The 21,514-nt window shown below is 64.2% G+C and carries 25 protein-coding genes; 5 read left to right on the forward strand and 20 right to left on the reverse strand.

From position 1 onward, the window contains the following. Positions 1-21: 21 nt before the first annotated feature. Positions 22-414, reverse strand: a complete 393-nt coding sequence (locus PVA39_RS12730; RefSeq protein WP_274124361.1) for an MFS transporter — start codon at positions 412-414, stop codon at positions 22-24. Positions 415-600: 186 nt separating this feature from the next. Between PVA39_RS12730 and PVA39_RS12735 the strand changes: the two genes are divergently transcribed. After that, a complete protein-coding gene (locus tag PVA39_RS12735; RefSeq protein ID WP_274124362.1) occupies positions 601-2,637 on the forward strand; it encodes a S9 family peptidase in 2,037 nt (678 codons plus the stop codon). A 25-nt stretch (positions 2,638-2,662) separates the two neighbouring features. On the opposite strand, the gene PVA39_RS12740 is transcribed toward PVA39_RS12735, so the two are convergent. Further along, entirely contained in the window at positions 2,663-2,926 is a 264-nt protein-coding gene (locus PVA39_RS12740) for a hypothetical protein (protein WP_274124363.1), read from the reverse strand. A gap of 116 nt (positions 2,927-3,042) precedes the next feature. Here PVA39_RS12740 and PVA39_RS12745 point away from each other — a divergent pair, with 116 nt between their 5' ends. Further along, positions 3,043-3,411 (forward strand): YajD family HNH nuclease, encoded by a 369-nt coding sequence (locus PVA39_RS12745; protein ID WP_274124364.1) that lies wholly within the window; start codon positions 3,043-3,045, stop codon positions 3,409-3,411. Between the two features lie 57 nt (positions 3,412-3,468). After that, a complete protein-coding gene (locus PVA39_RS12750) occupies positions 3,469-3,936 on the forward strand; it encodes an RNA methyltransferase (protein ID WP_274124365.1) in 468 nt (155 codons plus the stop codon). Positions 3,937-4,007: 71 nt separating this feature from the next. On the opposite strand, the gene PVA39_RS12755 is transcribed toward PVA39_RS12750, so the two are convergent. The 7 genes from PVA39_RS12755 to dapA form a co-directional block, all read right to left on the reverse strand. Further along, complete coding sequence (locus PVA39_RS12755; protein WP_274124366.1) at positions 4,008-4,550, reverse strand: hypothetical protein; 543 nt, start codon at positions 4,548-4,550, stop codon at positions 4,008-4,010. 388 nt (positions 4,551-4,938) lie between these two features. Next, on the reverse strand, positions 4,939-6,165 hold the full coding sequence (locus PVA39_RS12760; RefSeq protein ID WP_274124367.1) for a hypothetical protein: 1,227 nt from the start codon (positions 6,163-6,165) through the stop codon (positions 4,939-4,941). A gap of 121 nt (positions 6,166-6,286) precedes the next feature. After that, positions 6,287-6,736 (reverse strand): YcgN family cysteine cluster protein, encoded by a 450-nt coding sequence (locus PVA39_RS12765; RefSeq protein WP_093503376.1) that lies wholly within the window; start codon positions 6,734-6,736, stop codon positions 6,287-6,289. A gap of 83 nt (positions 6,737-6,819) precedes the next feature. Next, on the reverse strand, positions 6,820-7,749 hold the full coding sequence (locus PVA39_RS12770) for a D-2-hydroxyacid dehydrogenase (RefSeq protein WP_274124368.1): 930 nt from the start codon (positions 7,747-7,749) through the stop codon (positions 6,820-6,822). A 15-nt stretch (positions 7,750-7,764) separates the two neighbouring features. Further along, positions 7,765-8,058, reverse strand: coding sequence for a YcgL domain-containing protein (locus PVA39_RS12775; RefSeq protein ID WP_093503372.1), 294 nt, complete (start codon positions 8,056-8,058; stop codon positions 7,765-7,767). Next, complete coding sequence (gene rnd, locus PVA39_RS12780) at positions 8,055-9,188, reverse strand: ribonuclease D (protein WP_274124369.1); 1,134 nt, start codon at positions 9,186-9,188, stop codon at positions 8,055-8,057. Before rnd ends, PVA39_RS12775 begins: the two co-directional genes overlap by 4 nt. Before the next feature lie 56 nt (positions 9,189-9,244). Then, on the reverse strand, positions 9,245-10,099 hold the full coding sequence (gene dapA / locus PVA39_RS12785) for a 4-hydroxy-tetrahydrodipicolinate synthase (RefSeq protein ID WP_274124370.1): 855 nt from the start codon (positions 10,097-10,099) through the stop codon (positions 9,245-9,247). Between the two features lie 540 nt (positions 10,100-10,639). Here dapA and PVA39_RS12790 point away from each other — a divergent pair. Continuing rightward, positions 10,640-11,119 carry a hypothetical protein gene (locus PVA39_RS12790; RefSeq protein ID WP_274124371.1) on the forward strand — a complete coding sequence of 160 codons (480 nt, stop codon included), beginning with the start codon at positions 10,640-10,642 and terminating at the stop codon, positions 11,117-11,119. Positions 11,120-11,276: 157 nt separating this feature from the next. Next, positions 11,277-12,578: an OmpP1/FadL family transporter gene (locus tag PVA39_RS12795; protein ID WP_093503364.1), complete on the forward strand. Its 1,302-nt coding sequence runs from the start codon at positions 11,277-11,279 to the stop codon at positions 12,576-12,578. A gap of 136 nt (positions 12,579-12,714) precedes the next feature. Here the strand turns inward: PVA39_RS12795 and PVA39_RS12800 are convergent, their stop codons facing one another. From PVA39_RS12800 to cbiB, 11 genes are all read right to left on the reverse strand, one after another. Continuing rightward, complete coding sequence (locus tag PVA39_RS12800; protein ID WP_274124372.1) at positions 12,715-13,272, reverse strand: glutathione peroxidase; 558 nt, start codon at positions 13,270-13,272, stop codon at positions 12,715-12,717. Positions 13,273-13,297: 25 nt separating this feature from the next. Further along, complete coding sequence (locus tag PVA39_RS12805) at positions 13,298-13,420, reverse strand: hypothetical protein (RefSeq protein ID WP_274124373.1); 123 nt, start codon at positions 13,418-13,420, stop codon at positions 13,298-13,300. Then, the gene (locus PVA39_RS12810) at positions 13,417-14,619 is read right to left on the reverse strand and encodes an MFS transporter (protein ID WP_274124374.1); all 1,203 of its coding nucleotides are present in this window, start codon (positions 14,617-14,619) and stop codon (positions 13,417-13,419) included. Before PVA39_RS12810 ends, PVA39_RS12805 begins: the two co-directional genes overlap by 4 nt. 57 nt (positions 14,620-14,676) lie before the next feature. Then, complete coding sequence (locus PVA39_RS12815; RefSeq protein WP_274124375.1) at positions 14,677-15,081, reverse strand: MarR family winged helix-turn-helix transcriptional regulator; 405 nt, start codon at positions 15,079-15,081, stop codon at positions 14,677-14,679. A gap of 124 nt (positions 15,082-15,205) precedes the next feature. Continuing rightward, positions 15,206-16,006, reverse strand: a complete 801-nt coding sequence (locus tag PVA39_RS12820; RefSeq protein WP_274124376.1) for an adenosylcobinamide-GDP ribazoletransferase — start codon at positions 16,004-16,006, stop codon at positions 15,206-15,208. Continuing rightward, complete coding sequence (locus tag PVA39_RS12825) at positions 16,003-16,569, reverse strand: histidine phosphatase family protein (protein WP_274124377.1); 567 nt, start codon at positions 16,567-16,569, stop codon at positions 16,003-16,005. The genes PVA39_RS12820 and PVA39_RS12825 overlap by 4 nt, the downstream gene beginning before the upstream one ends. Further along, positions 16,566-17,621: a nicotinate-nucleotide--dimethylbenzimidazole phosphoribosyltransferase gene (gene cobT / locus PVA39_RS12830; protein ID WP_274124378.1), complete on the reverse strand. Its 1,056-nt coding sequence runs from the start codon at positions 17,619-17,621 to the stop codon at positions 16,566-16,568. The genes PVA39_RS12825 and cobT overlap by 4 nt, the downstream gene beginning before the upstream one ends. Beyond that, positions 17,618-18,139 carry a bifunctional adenosylcobinamide kinase/adenosylcobinamide-phosphate guanylyltransferase gene (gene cobU / locus PVA39_RS12835; RefSeq protein WP_274124379.1) on the reverse strand — a complete coding sequence of 174 codons (522 nt, stop codon included), beginning with the start codon at positions 18,137-18,139 and terminating at the stop codon, positions 17,618-17,620. The genes cobT and cobU overlap by 4 nt, the downstream gene beginning before the upstream one ends. Continuing rightward, on the reverse strand, positions 18,140-19,624 hold the full coding sequence (locus tag PVA39_RS12840) for a cobyric acid synthase (protein ID WP_274124380.1): 1,485 nt from the start codon (positions 19,622-19,624) through the stop codon (positions 18,140-18,142). Then, positions 19,621-20,613 (reverse strand): threonine-phosphate decarboxylase CobD, encoded by a 993-nt coding sequence (gene cobD / locus PVA39_RS12845; protein WP_274124381.1) that lies wholly within the window; start codon positions 20,611-20,613, stop codon positions 19,621-19,623. Before cobD ends, PVA39_RS12840 begins: the two co-directional genes overlap by 4 nt. Beyond that, positions 20,606-21,514: an adenosylcobinamide-phosphate synthase CbiB gene (gene cbiB / locus PVA39_RS12850; protein ID WP_274124382.1), complete on the reverse strand. Its 909-nt coding sequence runs from the start codon at positions 21,512-21,514 to the stop codon at positions 20,606-20,608. The genes cobD and cbiB overlap by 8 nt, the downstream gene beginning before the upstream one ends.

Genomic DNA, 21,514 nt, shown 5'->3' on the forward strand with positions numbered 1-21,514 from the left:
CGGGCTCCCGACTGGTCAGGCTTACAAACGCGGTTCGACGCGCGCGCCGCGGCCGCTGCGTGGCGCCGAATAAGTGGGTTCTTGCTCCTGCTGCAGGCGCTCGCGCAGGGTCAGGTCGCTGTCTTCGCCCTGCTCCTCTTCGCGCGCCGCCTTGCGCGCCTTGGCGCGGCTCAGGAACGGCCAGCGAATGGCCACGAACACCAGGTAGACGGCGACGATCGCCACGGCCGGGGCGAACAGATCCTTGGCCGGGTCGACGATGGTCGGGCAAAACAGAAGGATCGCCACCAGCACGCGCAGCGGCTCGCGCAGGTAGCGCCACATCCAGCTGGTCAGCTTGAACCACACCAGCAGGCAGCCCAGTGCGGCAATCGCGTAGGCGCCCCAGGCGAGGAGATAGTCGTTTTCGATCATGAGGGCGGTGTTCCCTGGCTTGACTGGGCTCGCGCAGGCGGCAGCGCATTTACGCGGTCGCCAGACGACAAAGGCGCTTATGATAACGGCTTTTACCCGGTTCGGCGCCTTCGCAGCCTTCCTAGAAACCAGTCGCAGCAGTTTTTGGAAATGCTGCCGAGGCCGCCACGCGCTCTGGAGACACTCATGACCACCGCCCCCATCGCCCGCAAGGCCTCTGGCGCCGATCCCTATAACTGGCTGGAAGCACGCGATAGCGACGAGGTACTGGAACACCTGCGCGCCGAGAACGCCTACCTGGAAAGCCAGCTGGACGACCTGCCGCTGCGCGAGCAGCTGTTCCAGGAAATCAAGGCGCGCATCCGCGAAACGGACCTGTCGCTGCCCACGCCCTGGGGCGACTACCTCTATTACCAACGCACCACGGCAGGCGATGAGTACCCGCGCCACTATCGCTGCCCTCGCCCGACCGATGACGGTTTGGCTATCGATGAAAAGGCCGAGCAACTGCTGCTGGATCCCAACGAGATTGCCGCGGGCGGCTTTCTGTCCCTGGGCGCCTTCAGCATCAGCCCGGACCAGCAGCGCCTGGCCTACAGCCTGGACACCAGCGGCGACGAGATCTATCGGCTGTTCGTCAAGGAGCTGGCTCGCGGCACCATCACCGAGCTGCCGTTCGAGAACTGCGACGGCAGCATGACCTGGGCCAACGACAGCCAGACCTTGTTCTACGGCGAACTGGACGACACCCACCGCCCTGCCACCCTGCATCGTTTTCGCCTGGGCGATGCGCGCAGCAGCCAGGTTTTCCACGAAGCCGACGAGCGTTTCTTTCTCAGTTGCTATCGCAGCAGCTCCGAGCGCCAGCTGGTGCTACTGCTGGGCAGCAAGACCACCACGGAATGCTGGGTTGTCGATGCCGAAAGCCCCGACCGGGCCTTTCAGTGCCTGGCACCGCGCGAGGAAGGCCACGAGTACTACGCCGACCACGGCAAGCTGAACGGCCAGTGGGCCTGGCTGATTCGCAGCAACCAGAGCGGCATCAACTTCGCGCTGTACAGCGCAGCGCCCGAGCAGCCCAGCCGGCCTCACTGGCAGGAACTGGTGGCGCATGACGAACACGTCATGCTCGAAGGGGTCAGCCTGGCGGAGTCGGCGCTGGTACTCAGCCTGCGCGAAGGCGGCTTGCCGGTGATCGACGTGCGTCCGCAGGGCATGGCCGGCTACCGCGTCAGCCTGCCGGATGCGGCCTACAGCTTGTACGTTCAGGACAGCCTGGAGTTCGCCAGCCCGGTGATTCGCCTGCGCTACGAGGCGCTCAATCGCCCGGCGCAGATCCGCGAACTGAACCTGGCTGACGGAACCCAGAAGGTGCTCAAGGAAACACCGGTACTTGGCGACTTCGATGCCGACGATTACCTGAGCCAACGTCTATGGGCGACCGCGCCGGACGGCACCCAGGTACCGATCAGCCTGGTGGCGCGTCGTGATGCCCTGGGCCAGGCAGCGCCACTTTATCTATATGGCTATGGCGCCTACGGCGAAAGCCTCGACCCCTGGTTTTCCCACGCACGGCTGAGCCTGCTCGACCGCGGCGTGGTGTTCGCAATCGCCCATGTGCGTGGTGGCGGCGAGCTGGGCGAAGCCTGGTACCGCACCGGCAAGCTCGCCCATAAGCAGAACAGCTTCAGCGACTTCATCGCCTGCGCCGAACACCTGATCGCCAAGGACTTCACCAGCACCTCGCAACTGGTGATCAGCGGCGGCAGCGCCGGCGGCCTGCTGATCGGCGCCACACTCAACCAGCGCGCTGATCTGTTCGCCGCTGCCATCGCCGAGGTGCCCTTCGTCGACGTGCTCAACACCATGCTCAATCCGGAGCTGCCACTGACGGTCACCGAATACGACGAATGGGGCGACCCCAACGAGCCCGCGGTGCATGCGCGGATCAAGGGCTATGCCCCGTACGAGAACGTGCAGGCGCAGCGCTATCCGGCGATTCTCGCCGTGGCCGGCTATAACGACAGTCGCGTGCAGTACTGGGAGGCAGCCAAATGGGTGGCGCGGCTACGTGAGCTGAAAACCGATGACAACCTGCTGCTGCTCAAGACCGACCTGGAGGCCGGCCACGGCGGCATGAGCGGCCGCTACCAGGCCATCCGCGATGTGGCGCTGGAATACGCCTTCATCTTCAAGGTGCTCGGCATAAGCGCGGCAGGCTGATAGCGGGTGATCGCAGCGCGCGGCGTCAGTCCGGAACCTGCTCGCCTGGCTGCTCAGGGATCAGCTCCTGCTGATCCTCGGAATCGTCATCGGCCGCTTCGGTGGAGCCGTCGTTGTAACGCCCGTCACGAATCACCGGCGGGGTATCGGGGTCGACCTTGGAAGGGTCCGGTACCTGCGGCGTCTGAATGGCGCCAGCCGGCTCGGGTTGTGCCGACTGAGGCTGCTGCGCCTGGGCAATGTCGGCGATCGACAGCAGGCTGATCAGCACGAGTGACGGGGTGCGCATGGTCTGTACTCCAAAAAGTGGAACGTGCTGCGTTGGGCATTGGCCGCCGACGGAAAGTGCAGGCTGATTGCACGGCCCTGGCTATATACTGCGCCAAACGCCAGCCAGGAACGACCATGAGCAGCCCAACCACGCCGACCTCCAAGCTCGACCGCATTCTCGCCGAAGCCCAGCGCAGCCGTGAAGAAGGCTACCGGGACAAGGCGCTGCGCATGTACCCTCACGTCTGTGGCCGCTGCGCCCGCGAATTCTCCGGCAAACGCCTGAGCGAGCTGACCGTGCACCACCGTGACCACAACCACGACAACAACCCCCAGGACGGTTCCAACTGGGAGCTGTTGTGCCTGTTCTGTCACGACAACGAGCACGCCCGCTACACCGATCAGCAGTATTTCAGTGAAGGCTCCACTGCCAGCCAGACCGGACTGAAGACTACCCACAAGGCGTTCGCCAACCTGGCCGAGCTGCTGCAGAAAAAGTCCTGAGAAGCGTATAAAGCCCACAAACCGTATAATGCCGGCCCTTTTCTCGAGGCCTGGTCCGTGGGCAACAAACGATACAGCTGCATCGGTCTCTACAATCCGAAATCGCCGGAAAACGTCGGCGCCGTGATGCGCGCCGCCGGCTGCTACGGCGTGGCGTCGGTCTTCTACACCGGCAAACGCTATGAGCGCTCCCGCGACTTCGTCACCGACACCAAGCGTGTGCACCTGGATATTCCGCTGATCGGCATCGATGACCTGCAGAAAGTCATCCCCTTGGGCTGCACGCCGGTCGCCGTGGAACTGGTCGATGGCGCCCGTCCCCTGCCCACCTACACCCATCCGGATCGCGCCTTCTATATCTTCGGCCCCGAAGACGGCTCGCTCGACAAGAGCATCCGCGACTGGTGCGAGGAAGTGGTCTACATCCCCACCGAGGGCTGCATGAACCTGGCAGCTACGGTAAATGTGGTGCTCTACGACCGCCTGGCCAAAGGCAACAACACCCGCACCGGCGCCAAGTACTGAGTCAAATCGCAGGCAAAATAAAGCCCAGCTAATGCCGGGCTTTTCGCATAAGGGCCTGGAGCTAGCAGCGATCAGGCGAAGGTCTGGCCTGCTGGGGTACGGTCGAAACCATCTTCGGCGACAGCCTGGCCTGCCGGGGTGCGGTCAAAGCCGTCTTCAGCGACAGTCTGACCTGCCGGGGTGCGGTCAAAACCGTCTTCGGCAACAGTCTGACCTGCTGGAGTACGATCAAAGCCATCTTCAGCGACAGTCTGGCCTGCTGGGGTGCGGTCGAAACCATCCTCGGCGACAGTCTGACCTGCCGGGGTGCGGTCAAAGCCATCCTCGGCGACAGTCTGACCTGCCGGGGTGCGGTCAAAGCCATCTTCAGCGACAGTCTGGCCTGCTGGGGTGCGATCGAAACCATCCTCGGCGACAGTCTGACCTGCCGGGGTGCGGTCAAAGCCATCTTCAGCGACAGTCTGGCCTGCTGGGGTGCGGTCAAAGCCGTCTTCGGCCACTTTCTGAGTGCTGATCGAGTGCGAAGTGTTGGCTTCTACCGGGCCTTGGGGCAGTGCGAATGCAGCGCTGGCAAGGGTGGCGATGAACAGGCTGGCGATAAATTCAGTTTTCATGGTGAGCTCCTTGGGAGGACGTAAGTGGGTATGGAGCTCATGTTACTCAAGAAAATTTGATCAAAAACTTGATCGCGCAAATAGTAAAGATCGATTCCATTGATATCTATATAAACCTTTGTAAATAAAAGAATTTAATATTTTAAACATGCCCTAAACGGCAGCATACCGGGCATTTTAGGCACGAAAATAAAGATCAAAAAAATAGATAAATCTAGAGATATGTGGGTTTTAACGCAGGACCAACAGTTTTCCAGCGCACTGAGATGCAGATCCAGGGCTGGAACGCGAAGTTTTCGAGAGCAGAAGCGCCTATGCGTACAGAGATGATGCATAGGGCCGGGGAGGGATCGACCACCGCGCATCATCTGCGCGATGGCCTAAAGGATCAGCGCAGCAGCCGGGTATCCAGCACCTTGGAGCTGCGGCCCATGACGTTTTCGGTAATTTCGATAAAGTCCTTGGTGCTGGCCTTGTCCAGGCGCATCAGGCCGCGGGCCACGTCGTCGAGGGAGCGCTGCTGGCCATCCTTGGTCGCCTGGCGAATCTCACGGTCGAGCTCCTGCAGCAGCAGTACTGCCCGGGCGGTAACTGGCCCGGTGGAGGTTTCGGTACGCAGCGACTTGACCGGCTTGCTCCATTTGATCAGGTGCTCGCGGACTTTCTGGTAGCGGTCTTCGCTCAGCCCACCGGCGCGACGCATCACCTCAATAGCGTAGTACTCGGCGATGCCTTCGCTGATCCAGTCGCTCTTGTCGGTGTCGCTGATGCGGCTGAACACGTGCACCAGCTCGTGCACCAGAGAGCTGGTGCCGTTCTCGCTGACCAAAGGGCGGTCGGCATGCATGAAATAGGAATTGGGCGCCGACAGGCCACCGCGCCACATCGGGTCACCGGCGCCGACCACCAGCAGCTTGGCGGGGTCGCGCGGGAATACTGCCTGCATTTCCGGCCAGACGAAGGTCAGCAGGGTCAGCGCATCCATCCGGCGCATGCCCTCGCCCACCGGTGCGGCGACGGTCACCTGGGTTTCGCCGAGCTTGGCGCGGCGGGTGCCGATCTTGCCAGCCAGGATCCAGCCCGTGGGCCGGTCGAACTTGCGCTGCGGGTTGTCGATGCGAAACTTGTTCTTGCCGACTCGCGGCCAGCCGGTCTCGACGCTGCGCCAGCCCTTGGGTAGGTCGAACTCCAGGCGCGCGACCAGATCGGTGCCGTCGGCCTGATTGAGTACCGCGCTGGGAATCAAATCATCACCGCGCAGCAGTGCCCAGTCCTCGGTCATGCGCGCGTCGAAACGGCCTTCCCCACGCGGATGATCGACACGCACCTTGTAGCTCAGGCTGCTCTTGCCCTTGGCCGGCACCCACAGGCCTCGGTTATCGCCTTCCGGCTTCCACTCGCCATCGGCCTTGAAGTCGCTGTAATAACCCTCGTCGCCGAGGTTGAAATTCAGCCCGCGTACACGCTCGCCCTTCTCCAGGGTGATGCTCACTTCTGCCTCGTCGCTCTGCGGCAGGAATTTGATCTTGTAATCCAGATCGACCTTCTCGGCGGCCCACAAGGGTGTGCCGGTACTCAACAGAACAGCGGACAGCAGCAGGCAGCGAATCGACATACGGGAGACTCCAGAACGGACAAGCGATACGTCACGGGGATCAGCGCACAAAAGACTATGCGCAACGGCGTCATCAAACACCAGCGCGCTTAAACGAGCCTTAACGGCTCATCACAGACACTCAGCCGGCGCGAAAGATCAGGTGATCTTCCCAATCATCCTCGGCCACGGCGTTCTCACTGAGCATGCGCCCGGCCTGGGAAATGCGCTCGCGGTGCACGGCATCGGGGTCGCCGCATACCAGGTGATGCCAGGACGGCAGATCCTTACCCTCGCTGACCAGCCGATAACCGCAGGTCGGCGGCAGCCACTGGAACTGATCGGCCTGGGCCGGAGTGAGCTGAATACAGTCGGGCACGAAGGCCTTGCGATTCGGGTAGTCGCTGCAGCGGCAGGTCTGCAGATCGAGCAGCTTGCAGGCGATGCGTGTGTAATACACCGCGCCGTCGTCCTCATCCTCCAGCTTCTGCAGGCAGCACAGCCCGCAGCCGTCGCACAGCGACTCCCACTCCTGGTGGTCGAGCTGCTCGAGAGTCTTGTGTTGCCAGAAGGGATGCGCAGGTGCGGCCATGGTCGAGCTTGCAGGGAGGAAACGAAAAGGCCGGCAGTCTAGGTCTGCCGACCGCACAGTACAAGCCGCGCGCGACGGCGCGCTCAGTAGCCGCGGGCGAAATCCACCAGACCGTGCAGCTCGGCGCCGGCCTGATAACGCTGCAGGTTGGCGAGGAACAACTCGACCAGCAGGTGCGGCAGGGTCGGCGCCGCGCTGTGCCCGGTCAACGTCAGGTTGCGCGCGGTCCAGAACGGATGGCCGGGCGGCAACGGCTCTTCGCGGCAGACATCGATCACCGCCGCGGCCAGTTGGCCAGCAGCCAGCGCAGCGACCAGATCCTCATCGACCACCGACGTACCACGCCCGGCGTTGATCAACACCGCCGGGGGCTTGAAACAGGCCAGCAAGGCGGCATCATAGATATCCCGGGTCGCGGGCGTATTGGGCAGCAGGTTGACGACGTAATCGGCCCGGGCCACCAGCCGCGGCAATTCGCCGAGCGCGGCCACTTCCGTGAACGGCGCAAGAGTTCGCGGGCTGCTGGCAACGCCGCTCAATTCGACGTTGAACGGCTGCAGGAAACGGGCGACCGCCGCGCCGATCTCACCGGTGCCGACGATCAGCACCCGGCGCCCGGCCAGGCTGCCCGGCAGGCGGCCATCCCAGCACTGCTCACGCTGCGCCTGCTGGCGGGCGACCAGCTCGCGCTCATGGGCAAGCATATGGCACAGCACGTACTCGGCCATGATCTGCCCGAACACGCCAACCGCTCGAGTGAGCGGGTAGTCCTGGGGCAGGTCGTCCGCCAGCAGTGGTGTAATACCTGCCCAGGTCGACTGCAGCCAGGCCGGCTTATGGCCGGCGCGCAGCACGCTGGCGAACAGGTCGGGCTCGCCCAGCCAGATCGGGCAACGGGCGGCCTGTTCGGCCAGCGCCGCGCCCTCGCCCACGACGAGTTCGAGCTGTGGCGCAGCTTGCTGCAGCAATCGCTGGTACTCGGCGTGATCCTGCTCGGCAATCAGTACGCGCATGGCAGCCCTTTCCCGTCAGACCGGATCGTTACGGCGCAGCAGTTCCTCGGGAAGATGCTGGATGTAATCCTCTTCCGGCGGCGGCATCTGCAGGTGATAGCCCTGGTTGTCGAGGTTTTCCAGCACCTTGGTGATGTCCTCGCGGGCCAGGGTGCGCTCGGGCGTGAGCACCATGTCAAAGGCATGCACGGGCGCGCCGAAGGCACCCAACAGTGGCTCGGGCACCCGGCTCAGCGCGTCGGCACGCAGCACGTAGAGGTACATCTCGTGCTTGCGCGGACTGCGGTAGATCGAGCAGATACGTTTCAAGCAGCTTCTCCTTCATCGGCCAGGCAGTCGAGTAGCGCCTGGCCCATCAATTCGCGACGCCAGCCGCGCAGGCTCTCGGGCAGGCGGTAGGGGCCGTTCGGATAGCCGCTCTTGAGCAGCGCCTCGAGGGTCTTCTTGCGCAGCATCAGTTCGGGGACGATTTCCAGACGCTCGCCTTCACGCTGACCGATCGCGCGCAGCTTCTTGAGCAGCCCAGAGGCTTCGATCGGCAACGGCTCTGGCATTGCCGGCGGCCACTCGGCCGGTGACAGTGCGGCGGCCTCGCGAATCAACTGCAGAATGGTTTCGCCATCCTGGCGCACGGTTTTCGGGTGCATGTCCTCGATGCGCGCCAGGCTGACCAGGTCGTTCGGCTGATGGCGCGCCAGCGGCCATAGCGAATGCTCGCGCAGGATGCGATTGCGCGGCTGATTGCGCGCCCGCGCCTGACGTTCACGCCAGGCACACAGCGAACGCAATACGGCCAGTTGCGCGCGGGACAGCTTCCAGGCCAGCTTGGCTTCGCGGTAGGCGTCCTCGGGCGAGGTCTCGCGGCGCAACCCGGCGGCCAGCTCAGCGCCGTCCTCGAGCACCCAGGCGTTCTTCTCGGCGGACAGCCTGGCCTGCAGGCGACGATAGAGTTCGGCCAGGTGCACGACGTCTTCGGCGGCGTAGCTGACCTGGGTCTCGGACAACGGGCGCTGCAACCAGTCGGAGCGGGTCTCACCCTTGGGCAGTTCGATCTCCAGCACGGCCTGCACCAGGCGCGAATAGCCCATGGAGAAGCCCAGATTGAGGTAGCCGGCGGCCAGTTGCGAGTCGAACAGCGGTGCCGGCAGGCTGCCGGTCAGGCGCAGGAACACCTCCAGATCCTCGCTGCAGGCGTGCACTACCTTGACCACCTGCGGGTCTTCGAGCAATGCGGCGAACGGTGCCCAATCGCCGATCAGCAAGGGGTCGATCAGGTAGGCACGCTCGCCCTCGCTGACCTGCAGCAGACCGGCGATCGGGTAGAAGGTATCGACACGCATGAACTCGGTGTCCAGCGCCACGAAGGGCTGTTTGCGCCAGACAGCGCACTGCGCTGCCAGGCTGGCGTCGTCTCGAATCCAGACAATTTCGATGGTCACGCGGCTCTCCCGTAAAGATTGCCGCGCAGTATATCCCGTGAGCCTCTGCCGTGCGCTCATGGCAACTCATTGCGCAGTTGCGCCCGCAAGCCATCGGAAACGCACAGCATGGGTTCACGCAGTTCATCGGCGATCATGCCCTGCAATGCCAACGCGGCCTTGACCGGCGCGGGATTTGGCTCGCTGAAGGCCAGGCGTATCCACGGCAACAGCTCACGGAACAGCGCACGCCCGGCAAACAGGTCACCCTCGCGCAGCAGGCTGACCACCCTGGCGAAGTCGGCGGTACGCAGGTGCGCGGCTGCGGAAATGGCGCCGCTGCCGCCCAGGCACAGGGTGGCGAAGATCTGCTCGTCCTCGCCGGTGAGCACATCGAGCTGGCCATCGCCGATCAGCGCCTGGGTCTTGCGCACGTCACCGCCGCAGTCCTTGATCGCCACGATGCGCGGGTGCCGGGCCAGTTGCCGCAGGGTCTGCAATTCCAGGGTCACAGCGCTGCGATAGGGAATGTCGTAAAGAATGATGGGCAGCCGCGAGGCCTCGGCGAGAGCCAGGAAGAACGCCTGCAAACCGTCTTGCGACGGCCTTATGTAGTACGGCGCCGGTACCAGGATGCCGGCCAGCGGGCGACGCTGGATCCGCTGCAGGCGGGCCAGCACTGCCGCCTGGTTGTTGCCGGCAAGGCCCATCACCACGCGGCTGGCCGGCACCACCTCGAGCACGGCATCCAGCACCGCCAACTGCTCCTGCTCATCCAGGGCTGCCGCCTCGCCGCTGGTGCCGCAAACCACCAGCCCGGCCGCACCGCTTTCGATCAAATGCGCCGCTAAGGATCGCAATGCCGGCAGATCCACCTGCCCGCCGCGAAACGGCGTTACCAACGCAACCCAGATACCGGAAAATGTAGACATGCTTGCAACTCCTCGGTGTAGACCGTCTGGTCACCGTCGATGGAGTGCGGGAAGGGAGTGTAGCGAAGGGATACTTCGACTCTGCGCCTCTGTCCTGTCAGCCCATCTGACGGGACAGCGCGCCCCGGTCAAATGAGCAACTGTTTCTTCGACTTGCCAGCGTCCAGGCACACGCACGCATCCATGGCGACAAGGCCAGGATTGGGGCACGTGGGCAGGGAGATGATGAACATGGACAGCTCGGCAGGACGATATGGGTCTGATACTGCCGAAGCCGCCGCAGCGGTGTCAATCAGGTCGACGCGAAGTTTCAACCGTGGCTGCAGTTCCAATTCGATCTATGCAGGCCGCGCCAAATCTTCAAACGATTTAAAAACAGCCCTTTACTGCATGAATATCCCACTACGCTTCAAGTTGAGCGGCTAAGGCCCGCTCCCAGTGGGATTTATCGGCCATCAAACCAGAGTATCGACGCCTCAGGCAGCTTTGAATCTGCCCCCAGCGCCCTCCCCCACAGGCCACCATCGTGTAGAGGCTCGTATGGGAATCGCCGCCAGTGATCTGAACCAGCAGGTCATCCGCCCGACCTTGCTATACCTGAACAGCCAGTGTGTGGCAGCCGAGGCCCTGCTGCTGGGCATCGCCGCCTGCCAATCTTCCCTGGGAGCAGAACTCGACAACCACAGCGGCTATGGCCTGTATCGGATTTCAGCCGCTCACCACCAGCAACTCTGGGACCACTACCTGGCAGTCGACCCGGACTTGGCCAGCCGAGTCCGGGGCTTGGCCAGCCAGCATGCATTCCTGGGCGCGCCGCATTTCGAACTGACGGTCAACCTGCGCTATGCCACAGCCATTGCCTGGCTGCTGATCGAGCAGCGCTGCGAAACTCTGCCGGCAGCCGATGATCTCGGCGCCCAGGCGATGATCTGGCAGCAGATTTTCGCGCCCTGCAGGCAGCCGAACGAATTCGTTCGCGCCTGGCAACGCTGCATCCAGCACAGCGCGACCGCAGCTTGAGAAACTGACTGCATGGTCATAGGTGCCAAGCGGCGAAAGGCTCTATATCCTGCGTTTCAGGGACAGCAAGACCTCGACGGATCGTGTTTACCCTGAACTTTCGAAAGTGGCCCCGAGTCAGCAGCGAGAGTTCCCCGACCCTGCCAAGGAGTACCCCGTGAGTAAAACAATGCTAAGAACCGGCCTGGCAATCGCCATCGCAACCACCTCCACCTACGGCCTAGCCAGCGGCTTTGCGCTCAACGAGCAAAGCATCTCTGGCATGGGCCTGTCGTTTGCCGGCCGTTCTTCCGCCGCTGACGATGCCAGTACCGTCTTCGGCAACCCGGCCGGTATGGCGCGCATTCAGCGCGAACAGGTCAACTTCGGCGTCGCGGCTATTCATGCCAAGAGCCGGATCAGCAACACCAGCAGCACGACAGCCCCAGCTGCGGGCGGTGGTGGCGCAAACGTTGGTAGTAACGACGGCGATATGGTGCCGGACACTGGTGTGCCAATGGGTTATTACGTCAAACCACTGGATGAAAAAGTGGCCTTTGGCGTGGGTGTCTATGTGCCCTTCGGCCTGGCGACCGATTATGAGAATGGTTTCCAGGGTCGCTATTTTGCCGACAAGAGCTATGTACGCGTCATCACCGTACAACCGACACTCAGCTATCGCTTCAATGACAAGCTGTCAGTGGGTTTCGGCCCGACTTTCAACCATATCGAGGGTGAACTGAGTTCTTCGCTGACCAACCCCTTTGGCCCGGCTGGCTCAAATGACGGCAAGGTCAAGGTTAAGGGTGACGACACAGCAGTGGGCTTCAATGCCGGCGTGCTTTACGAGTTCACACCCCATACTCGCGTCGGTGTGACCTATCGCTCTCGGGTAAAATACGAACTTGAAGGCGACACCCGTGTATCCGGACCGGGGGCTGCCATCGCTACATCTGCTGGCAAATACGACGCCTCGCTTGATGTGACAACACCCGAATCGGTGGATATGTCCTTCACCCACGAACTTAACGATGCTTGGACACTTTACGCTGGTAGCACTTGGACTCGCTGGAGCCGCTTCAAGGAGCTGCGTATCGAAAACGAAGGTGTCGGCGGTGCCTTTGCAGGCTCGTTAGGCACCATTGTCGAAGAACAGAACTGGCACGATACTTGGGCGCATGCCGTTGGCCTGTCCTACAAGGTCAACCCACAGTGGGTACTGCGTACCGGTCTCGCCTTCGATCAGTCGCCAATCAACAACACCGATCGTTCGCCGCGCATCCCTTCGGGTGACCGGACCATCTTCAGCCTCGGCGCAGGCTGGAGCCCAACCGATGACATGACCATCGACGTGGCCTACTCCTATCTGAAGGAAGAGGACGTCGACGTCAACCGCAGCAGCGCGGCGCGTGGTAGCTACAACGCCACCTACAAAAACAGCGCTCATGGTCTGGGGGCCTCCCTGACCTACCGTTTCTGATAGAAGCAAGCCCGTGCCCCAAAGGCACGGGCTACGCAGTTTCAGTCAGCTAAAAAACCATCGCGGCCATGGGCCGCTCCCACGATCAGGTAGGAGCGGCCCATGGCCGCGATGCATTCCGATGGCGAGCAAAGCCTCAAGGCTTTGAAGCAATCGCCTTCTCGATAGCCGAGATAAGTTCGGGATCGTCCGGCTTGGTCATGCTGGAGAACCGCGCAATCACCTGCCCCTGGCGATCGATCACGTACTTGAAGAAATTCCAGCGCGGCGCGGCCGTCTGCCGGGCCAGTTCCTTGAACAGCGGGATGGCCTTGTCACCGGTAACGGGCTGGGTTTCGCTCATGGTGAAGGTCACGCCGTAGTTCACGAAGCAGACCTTGGCCGTTTCCTCAGCATTGTCGGACTCCTGTTTGAACGAGTCCGACGGCACGCCAAGAATTTCCAAGCCTTTATCGCGATAGCGTTTGTTGAGTGCCTCCAGCCCCTCGAACTGGGAGGTGAATCCGCAGAAGCTGGCGGTATTGACCACCATCAGCGGTTTGCCGGCGAACTGCGCGCACAGGTCGATCTTGTCCTTGGAGCGCAACTTGGGCAGCTCGCCCTGGTCCGCCAACAGCGCTGGGCATTCTGCAGCCTGCAGCGGAGCGCTCAACGCCAGCAAAGCCAGGGGCACGGTAAACAATGAGAGTCGCATCGAATCGCTCCTTATCGGTAGTCGCTCAGCAAAGGCTCATGTTCAGCTGCATGATCGCCAGCCCACCGGCGCGCCAGGCCCAGAAGATCAGAGTCAGCACGACAAATCCGACCAGTGCTGCCAATGCGAAGGTGGGCTTGAAGGTCATGCCTGGGCTCCTTGCAGACGCGCTACGGGTTGCTCGCGAACCGGCCAGTTGAGCGCGGCGGCAAGCACGCTGAGCAGAATGGAGATCTGCCAGACCAGATCATAGCTGCCCGTGTGGTCGTAGAGGTAACCGCCGAGCCAGCCGCCCATGAACGAACCCAGCTGGTGGAACAGAAACACGATACCGCCGAGCATCGACAGGTTGCGCACGCCGAACAGGGTCGCCACGGTGCCATTGGTCAGCGGCACCGTGGACAGCCACAGCAGCCCCATGGCGATGCCGAATGCGTAGGCCGTCCATACGCTCAGCGGCACGCTGATGAACAGCGTGATGACCACACCGCGGGCCAGGTACAAAGCGCTGAGCAGCCTCGGCTTGGAACGGCGCCCGCCGAGCCAGCCGGCAATATAGGTGCCGAACACGTTGAACAGCCCCACCAGCGCCAGCACCGTGGTGCCGACGATGGCCGGCAGATGCTGGTCGACCAGGTACGCTGGCAGGTGCACGCCGATGAACACCACCTGAAAGCCGCAGACGAAAAAGCCCAGCGCCAGCAACCAGAATCCGGAATGGCTGCAGGCCTCGCGCAGTGCCTCGCCCAGGGTCTGCTGCGGCCCCTGGCTCACCTGCGGGCGATCCTTGATCATCAGCGCCAGCGGCACGATCAGCGCCACCATCATGCCCAGGGCGATCAAGGCAGCCGACCAGCCCAGCCAGCCGATCAGCCCCAGGGTGCCCGGCAACATGGCGAACTGGCCGAAGGAGCCGGCCGCCGCAGCGATGCCCATGGCCATACTGCGCTTCTCCACCGGTACGGCCCGACCGACGACGCCGAGAATCACCGAGAACGAGGTACCCGACAGGCCGATGCCAATCAGCAACCCCGCGCTCAGCGACAGCGACAACGGCGAGTCCGCCAGCCCCATCAGCACGAGGCCCGCGGCATAGAGCACACCGCCAACGATGATCGCCCGCTGCGCACCGAAACGGTCGGCCAAGGCGCCGGTAAACGGTTGTGCGATGCCCCAGATCAGATTCTGCAAGGCGATGGCGAAAGCGAACACGCCACGCCCCCAGCCGAAATCCGCGCTCATCGGCGACAGGAACAGGCCGAAGCCGTGACGCACGCCAAGGGACAGGGCGAGGATCAGCGAAGCCCCCAACATGATCCAGACGCTGGTACGCCAAACCGAATTCATTGCATGTCCTTTTGTTGTAGGTCGAAACGGGAAATGGCAGTGGCACCGCCCTGCCCGTCAATCCAGGCTGGCGAGCAATTCGTCCAGCGCTTGCAGATGATGCGGTTGTAGCCGTTGCTTGAGCTCGAGCTGCACACCCTGCCAGGCATCCAGCGCCTCGGCGAGCAGCTTCTCGCCTCTGATGGTCAGGCTCACCAGGCGATTGCGCTGGTCGGCGCCGTCCGCGAGGGCCACCAGGCCGCGCCCTTCGAGCAGCCTGAGGTTGCGACCCAGCGTGCTGCGCTCCAGGCCCACCGCGTCGGCCAGATCAGTGATGCTCGGTTGATCAAGCCGTTGCAGGTGGCGCAGCAGAGAATACTGGGCAACGCTCAGCCCGACACCGCTCAAGGCGTCGTCGTAGAGCTTGCTGACGCCACGACTGGCGCGACGCAAGCGAGTGCACAGGCATTCGGTCGGCAACATGGATATAGGTATATACCCGTAATTTGGCTTTAACAAGCTATGCGCTGCCGAATCGAGCGAAAGCCGAACACGGTACCTTTCGGGCTTAAGTTCTATTCACGATCTTTATGCGCTGAGGCGGTAACTACGAGGCAGAAGCGGACATCACTGACCCATTGTGGGAGCGGGCCATGCCCGCGAAAAGTCGCGGGCATGGCCAGCTGACCTGCAGCGCCGCAGCGAGCAGCACCGCGCACTCGATCAGTTCCAGCAACGCACCCGCCGTATCGCCGGTCGTGCCGCCGAGGCGCTGCAGCATCATCCGGCGCAGCCAGAGGAAGACGCCCGCTACCGCCACCATCACCCAGAAACCGCCGAGCAGCAGGCCGAACAACGTGGTAACCGCCAGCGCGACCGTGGCGCTGAAGCGCGGCAAATGGGCTTTCAGCGCATCGCCCAGCCCGCCGGGTCGCACATAGGGTGTGTAGAGAAACAGCGCCAGCAGCGCCCCTCGCCCCAGCACCGGCGCCAGCAGCAACACGAGGTGATCACCCTGTTCGAGCAGTGCCAGCAAGGCGGTGAACTTGAGCAGCAGCAGCAATACCAGCACCACCACGGCGATCGGGCCGCTGCGCGGGTCCTTCATGATCGCCAGGGTGCGCTCGCGGTCACCGAAGCCGCCCATCCAGGCATCGGCGCTGTCAGCCAGGCCATCGAGGTGCAAGGCGCCGGTCAATCCCACCCACAGTGTCAGCAACAAAGCCGCCTGCAAAGGCACCGGGGCACCGTCGAGTAGATGAATGGCAACGAGCAAGAACCCACCGATCACCACGCCTACCGCTGGATAGAACAGCAGCGAGCGGCCCATCTGCTCAGGCGTGGGCATGCCCGCCAGGCGCACCGGCAAACGGGTGAGAAATTGCAGGGCGATCCACAGTGGCGTCATGGCAGTTCCTGTAACCCGTGCCCGTCGAACTGCAGATGCACGCGCTGGCCGTGGGCCACGCTGACCTGCAGCAGTTGCTCGCGCGGCAAGCCTCGCGCCCGGGCCAGCAACAGGCGCATTACGCCACCGTGGGTGATCACCAGCAGTTGCCGCTCGCGGTACTCGGCGCGCAATCGTTGTAGCGCAGCCAATACTCGTGCTTCGAAAACCGGCAGCGGCTCGCCGCCCGGCGGCGTGAACGCGTAAGGATCGGCCCAGAAGCGGCCAAGATCATCCGCATTAGTCTCCATCAGTTGCGCGGCCGTGCACCCTTCCCACTCACCGAAATGCAGCTCCTGCAGGCCCGGTTCGAATTGCAGCGGCAGGTCGCGGGCAGCCGCCAGCTCCTCGGCAAACCGCGCACAGCGCTGCAGCGGCGAGCTGACCAGCGCATCCCAGTGCTCATCGGCCTGCACGGCCGCACGTAACTGCGCCCAGCCTGCTGCGGTCAGGGCGTCATCGAGGCTGCCACGCAGGCCGCCACCCTGCTCGGTCTCGCCGTGGCGTAGCAGATGCAGGATCACGCCGGACGATCCGCAACCGCCGCTTCGGCGAAGGTAGCCATGCCGTTATGCAGCGCGCAGGCCAGGCGCAGCATCGGCACCACCAGCGCCGCGCCGCTGCCCTCGCCCAGGCGCAGACCGAGGCTGACGATCGGCGTGGCCTGCAACGCAGCGAGCACCCGCTGATGGCCAGGCTCGGCGCTCTGGTGGGAGAACAGTAGCCAGTCGCGGCAGGCCGGGTTCAGGCGCACCGCCAGCAAGGCCGCAACGCTGCAGATGAAACCATCGACCAGCGCCACCACGCCCTTCTGGGCGCAGGCCAGGTAGGCGCCGGTCAATGCGGCGATCTCGAAGCCGCCCAGGCAACGCAGCGCTTCCATGGACTCACCGGCAGCGCTCTGGTGCAGCTTAAGCGCCGTTTCGATCACCTGCGCCTTGTGGGCAACGCCGGCCGCCGCCAGGCCGGTGCCGGGGCCAACCAGCTCGCTTACCGGGCAGTCGAGCAACAGGCAGGCCAGCGCCGTGGCTGCCGTGGTATTGCCGATGCCCATTTCGCCACCGATGAACAGCTCATGGCGCTGTTCGGCAGCACGAATCACACTGTCGCGCCCGGCCTGCATGGCGATCAGCGCCTGGGCCGGGGTCATCGCCGCCTCGCGCATCAGGTTGGCGGTACCCGCGCCGACTTGCAGATGACGCACGCCCGGCAACGGTTCGAGCGGCTCGGAGGTGCCCAGATCGGTCACTTCCAGGGCAGCGCCCAACTCTCTGGCCAGCACGCTGATCGCCGCCCCGCCGGCCACGAAGTTGCGCAGCATCTGCCCGGTCACCGCCTGCGGATAGGCGGAAACGCCTTCGGCGACCACGCCGTGGTCACCGGCGAAAATGGCGATCCACACCTTGTCTACCAGCGGCCGCTCACGGCCCTGTAGCGCCGCCAGGTGCACCGCCAGGCGCTCCAGTTCACCAAGCGAGCCGGCCGGTTTGGTCAATTGGGCCTGGCGAGCCGCAGCCTTGTCGCGCGCCACCGGGTCAAGCGGCTGCGTGGGGTTGAGCCACCAGTCGAGGGTCATAACGGGTCTCCCTTGAGAATCATCGGCAAGCCGGCAATGGTAAGCACCACGCGCTCGCAGCGTTCGGCAATGGCCTGGTGCAGCAAACCGGTGGCATCCACGTAACGGCGGGTCAGCTCGCCCATCGGCACCACACCAAGTCCGGTTTCGTTGCTGACCAGAATCACCCGGCCAGGCAAGGTTTGCAGGCCCGCCAGCAGCGCGTCGCACTCGCGGTCGAGATGCGCCTCGTCGTCCAGCATCAGCAGGTTGGTCAGCCACAGGGTCAGGCAGTCGACTAGCAGGCAACGCTCTGGCGAAGCCTGCTCTTCGAGCACTCGCGCCAGCGCCAAAGGCTCCTCGACCAGCCCCCACTCGACCGGGCGGCGGTCACGGTGCGAACGGATACGGCTGTTCATTTCACCGTCGATCGGTTGGCTGGTGGCAACATAGACGACCTCCAGCCCGGACTCAGCAGCCAGGCGTTCGGCCAGGCGACTCTTGCCCGAGCGGGCGCCGCCAAGAATCAGCTCACGCATCTAGCGCGCCTCCTCGTCCAGACCGCAGAGCGCGCGCAAGGCGGCCGTATCCAGATGATTTTCGACCAGATCGGCCAGGCGCTCGATATCGCGCTCGCGCAGCGCGTGGTAATCCACGGTCTGCACGTCACGCAGCCCGGCCCAACGCAGCAATGCGCTGCACGCCGCCGAAGACTCGAACAGCCCGTGCAGGTAGGTGCCCATGACCTGGCCATCTTCGCTCAGCGCGCCATCGCTGCGGCCATCGTCGAGCCTCACCGCGGCGCGCTGCAGGCCAGCGCCGGCAGTCACCCCGGCATGGATTTCGTAGCCGCTGATGACGGCACCGTCCAGGCACAGCCGGCCACTGACGTTGCGCAGCTGCTTGTGCGGCTCCAGCACGGTATCAATGTGCAGCAGGCCGAAGCCGTCGCTGCCACCCGCCGGCCCTTCCAGCCCTTGCGGGTCCTCGACCCGACGCCCGAGCATCTGCAAGCCGCCGCAGATGCCCAGCAGCTTGCCGCCATAGCGCAGGTGCCGGTCGATGGCCGCCGCCCAGCCGCCGCTGCGCAGGAAGGCGAGATCGGCGCGCACGCTCTTGGAGCCAGGCAGGATGATCAGGTCGGCCGGTGGAATGGCTTCACCGGGGCCGACGAAGGTCAGCTCGACCTGGGGGTGCAGGCGCAGCGGATCGAAATCGGTGTGGTTGCTGATCCGCGGCAACACCGGCACCACCACCTTGAGCACCTGATCGGCCTTGCTCACCTGACGTCGGTCGATGGCGTCCTCGGCCTCCAGGTGGAAATCCATCAGGTACGGCAGCACGCCCAGCACCGGTTTGCCGGTGCGCTGCTCGAGCCAGTCCAGCCCTGGTTTGAGCAAGGCGATATCACCGCGAAACCGGTTGATCACGAAACCCTTGAGGCGCGCCTGTTCACTCGGCGACAGCAGCTCCAGAGTGCCGACCAGATGCGCGAAGACGCCGCCCTTGTCGATATCGGCGATCAGGATCACCGGGCAGTCGACCGCCTCGGCGAACCCCATGTTGGCGATATCGTTGGCGCGCAGGTTGATTTCGGCCGGCGAGCCGGCACCCTCGACCATCACCACCTGGTGGTTCGCCCGCAGGCGAGCGTGAGACGCCAGCACCGCTTCACGGGCGACGCGCTTGTAGTCGTGATAGGCCACGGCATTCATGTTGCCGACGGCCTGGCCATGGATGATCACCTGGGAGCCGGTGTCGCTGTTGGGCTTGAGCAGCACCGGGTTCATGTCGGTGTGCGCTGGCAGGCCGCAGGCCTGGGCCTGCACCGCCTGGGCCCGGCCGATCTCGCCACCGTCGGCGGTCACCGCGCTGTTGAGCGCCATGTTCTGCGGTTTGAACGGCGCCACGCTGACGCCCTGGCGCTGCAACCAGCGACACAGGGCGGTCACCAGGGTGCTCTTGCCCGCATCCGAGGTGGTGCCCTGCACCATCAGGGTGGCGCCGGCTTGCAAATGACTCATCGCGCCTCCTCGGCAAAGACCTGTAGCGCTGCGGCCAGGCGCTGCCAACCGGCCTCATCGGGTGGCAGGCCGAAGCGAATGCTGGCCGGGCGCTCGAACAGGCGGGTGAAGATGCCATTGCAGGCCAGGAACTCATGCAGCAGCGCGGCGTGCTCGCTGGCGATCCACTGGAACAGCGCACAGCCACCGGTGGGCGCCAGACCATGCTCACGCAGCAGGCTGGCCAGGCGCTGGCCGTCAGTGCTCAGGCGCTGGCGCTGGGCTTGCTGAGCGGTCTTGTCTTCGAGCATTCGGGCCGCCAGCCAGCGGGTCGGGCCGCTGATCGTCCAGGGCCCGAGCATTTCTTCCAACTCATCGAGCAGCGTGCGTTCAGCCAGCACGAAGCCCAGGCGGGCACCGGCCATGCCGAAGAACTTGCCGAACGAGCGCAGCACGATCAGCCCCGGCAATTGTGCATGAGCCGCCAGGCTCTGCTCCGGGGTGCAGTCGATAAAGGCTTCATCGACGATCAGCCAGCCGCCCCGCTCGGCCAGGCGCGCATGCCAGGCATACAGCTGCTCGGGGGAAAAGCGCCGACCGGTAGGGTTGTTGGGGTTGACCAGCAAGAGCACGTCGAGCCGCTCCAAGGCGCGGTTGACGCCGGCCTCGCTGATCTCCAGCACCCGATGCCCTTCACGCTGCCAGGCTGCCGCATGCTCAGCGTAGGCCGGCGAGACGATGCCGACCCGTGCCTCGCGGCGCAGCCGCGGCAGGCACTGGATCGCCGCCTGGGAGCCGGCCACCGGCAGCAGATCGGCGGCGCCGTAATAGGCGCAGGCGGCGGCCTCCAGTCCGTCGTCCTGCTCCGGCAAACGGTTCCAGGCCTGCGCGGGAATCTCCGGAAGTGGCAGGCCGTATGGCGCCACGCCGGTCGAAACGTCCAGCCAATCGCTCAGCGGGATGCCATAACGAAGCGCCGCCTTGCGCAACCGCCCGCCGTGCTCAAGCAATGCACACCTCCACGATCAGCATCAGCAGCAACCAGAGCAGCACGCCGCCCCACACCAGGTTCATTGCCCGCTCGATATCCCGCGCCCGTGGCGGTGGGCCTTCGCCCAGCTCGGGGCGCTGGTGCAGCTCACCGTGATAGACCGCCGCTCCGCCGAGGCTGACGCCCAGCGCGCCCGCGCCTGCGGCCATCACCGGCCCGGCATTGGGGCTGTCCCATTGTGGCGCCTGGCGTTGCCAGCAACGCATCGCCAAGGCGCTGCGACCGAGTACGGCATAGGTCAGCGCGACCAGGCGGGCCGGCAAGTAATTGAGCAGGTCATCGATCTTCGCGGCGGCCCAGCCGAAGCGCTCGAAGCGCTCGTTGCGGTAGCCCCACATAGCGTCCAGGGTGTTGCTCAGGCGATACAGCACCACGCCCGGCGCCCCGGCGACGAGAAACCAGAACAGCGCGGCGAACACCGCATCGCTGCCGTTCTCCAGCACCGACTCGGTACCGGCACGGGCCACGCCAGTGGCGTCCAGGTCCTCGGTACGTCGGCTGACCATGTAGCCCACTCGCTGGCGTGCCACCGGCAGATCACCCAGGCGCAGCGCCTGGGCCACCGGCTGGGCGTGCTGATCGAGGCTGCGCAGCCCCAGGGCGGCGTAGAGGGCGACGATCTGCACCAGCCAGCCGATCCACGGTAGCTGCACCAGCAGCACGGTAAGCAGCGTCAACGGCAGCACCGCCAGGCACCAGGCGCTCACGCCATGGCTGCGCCAGCCGCCACCGGACGGGTTGAAGCGCTGCTCCAGGCGGTTGGCCAGCTTGCCGAAGCCCACCAGCGGGTGCCAGCGCTTCGGCTCGCCGAGGGCGGCATCCAGGGCCACGCCCGCGACAGCGCAGAGGATCAGGCTCAT

It is taken from the genome of Pseudomonas sp. CNPSo 3701, from assembly GCF_028674975.1.
GTDB classification, from domain to species: Bacteria; Pseudomonadota; Gammaproteobacteria; order Pseudomonadales; family Pseudomonadaceae; genus Aquipseudomonas; species Aquipseudomonas straminea.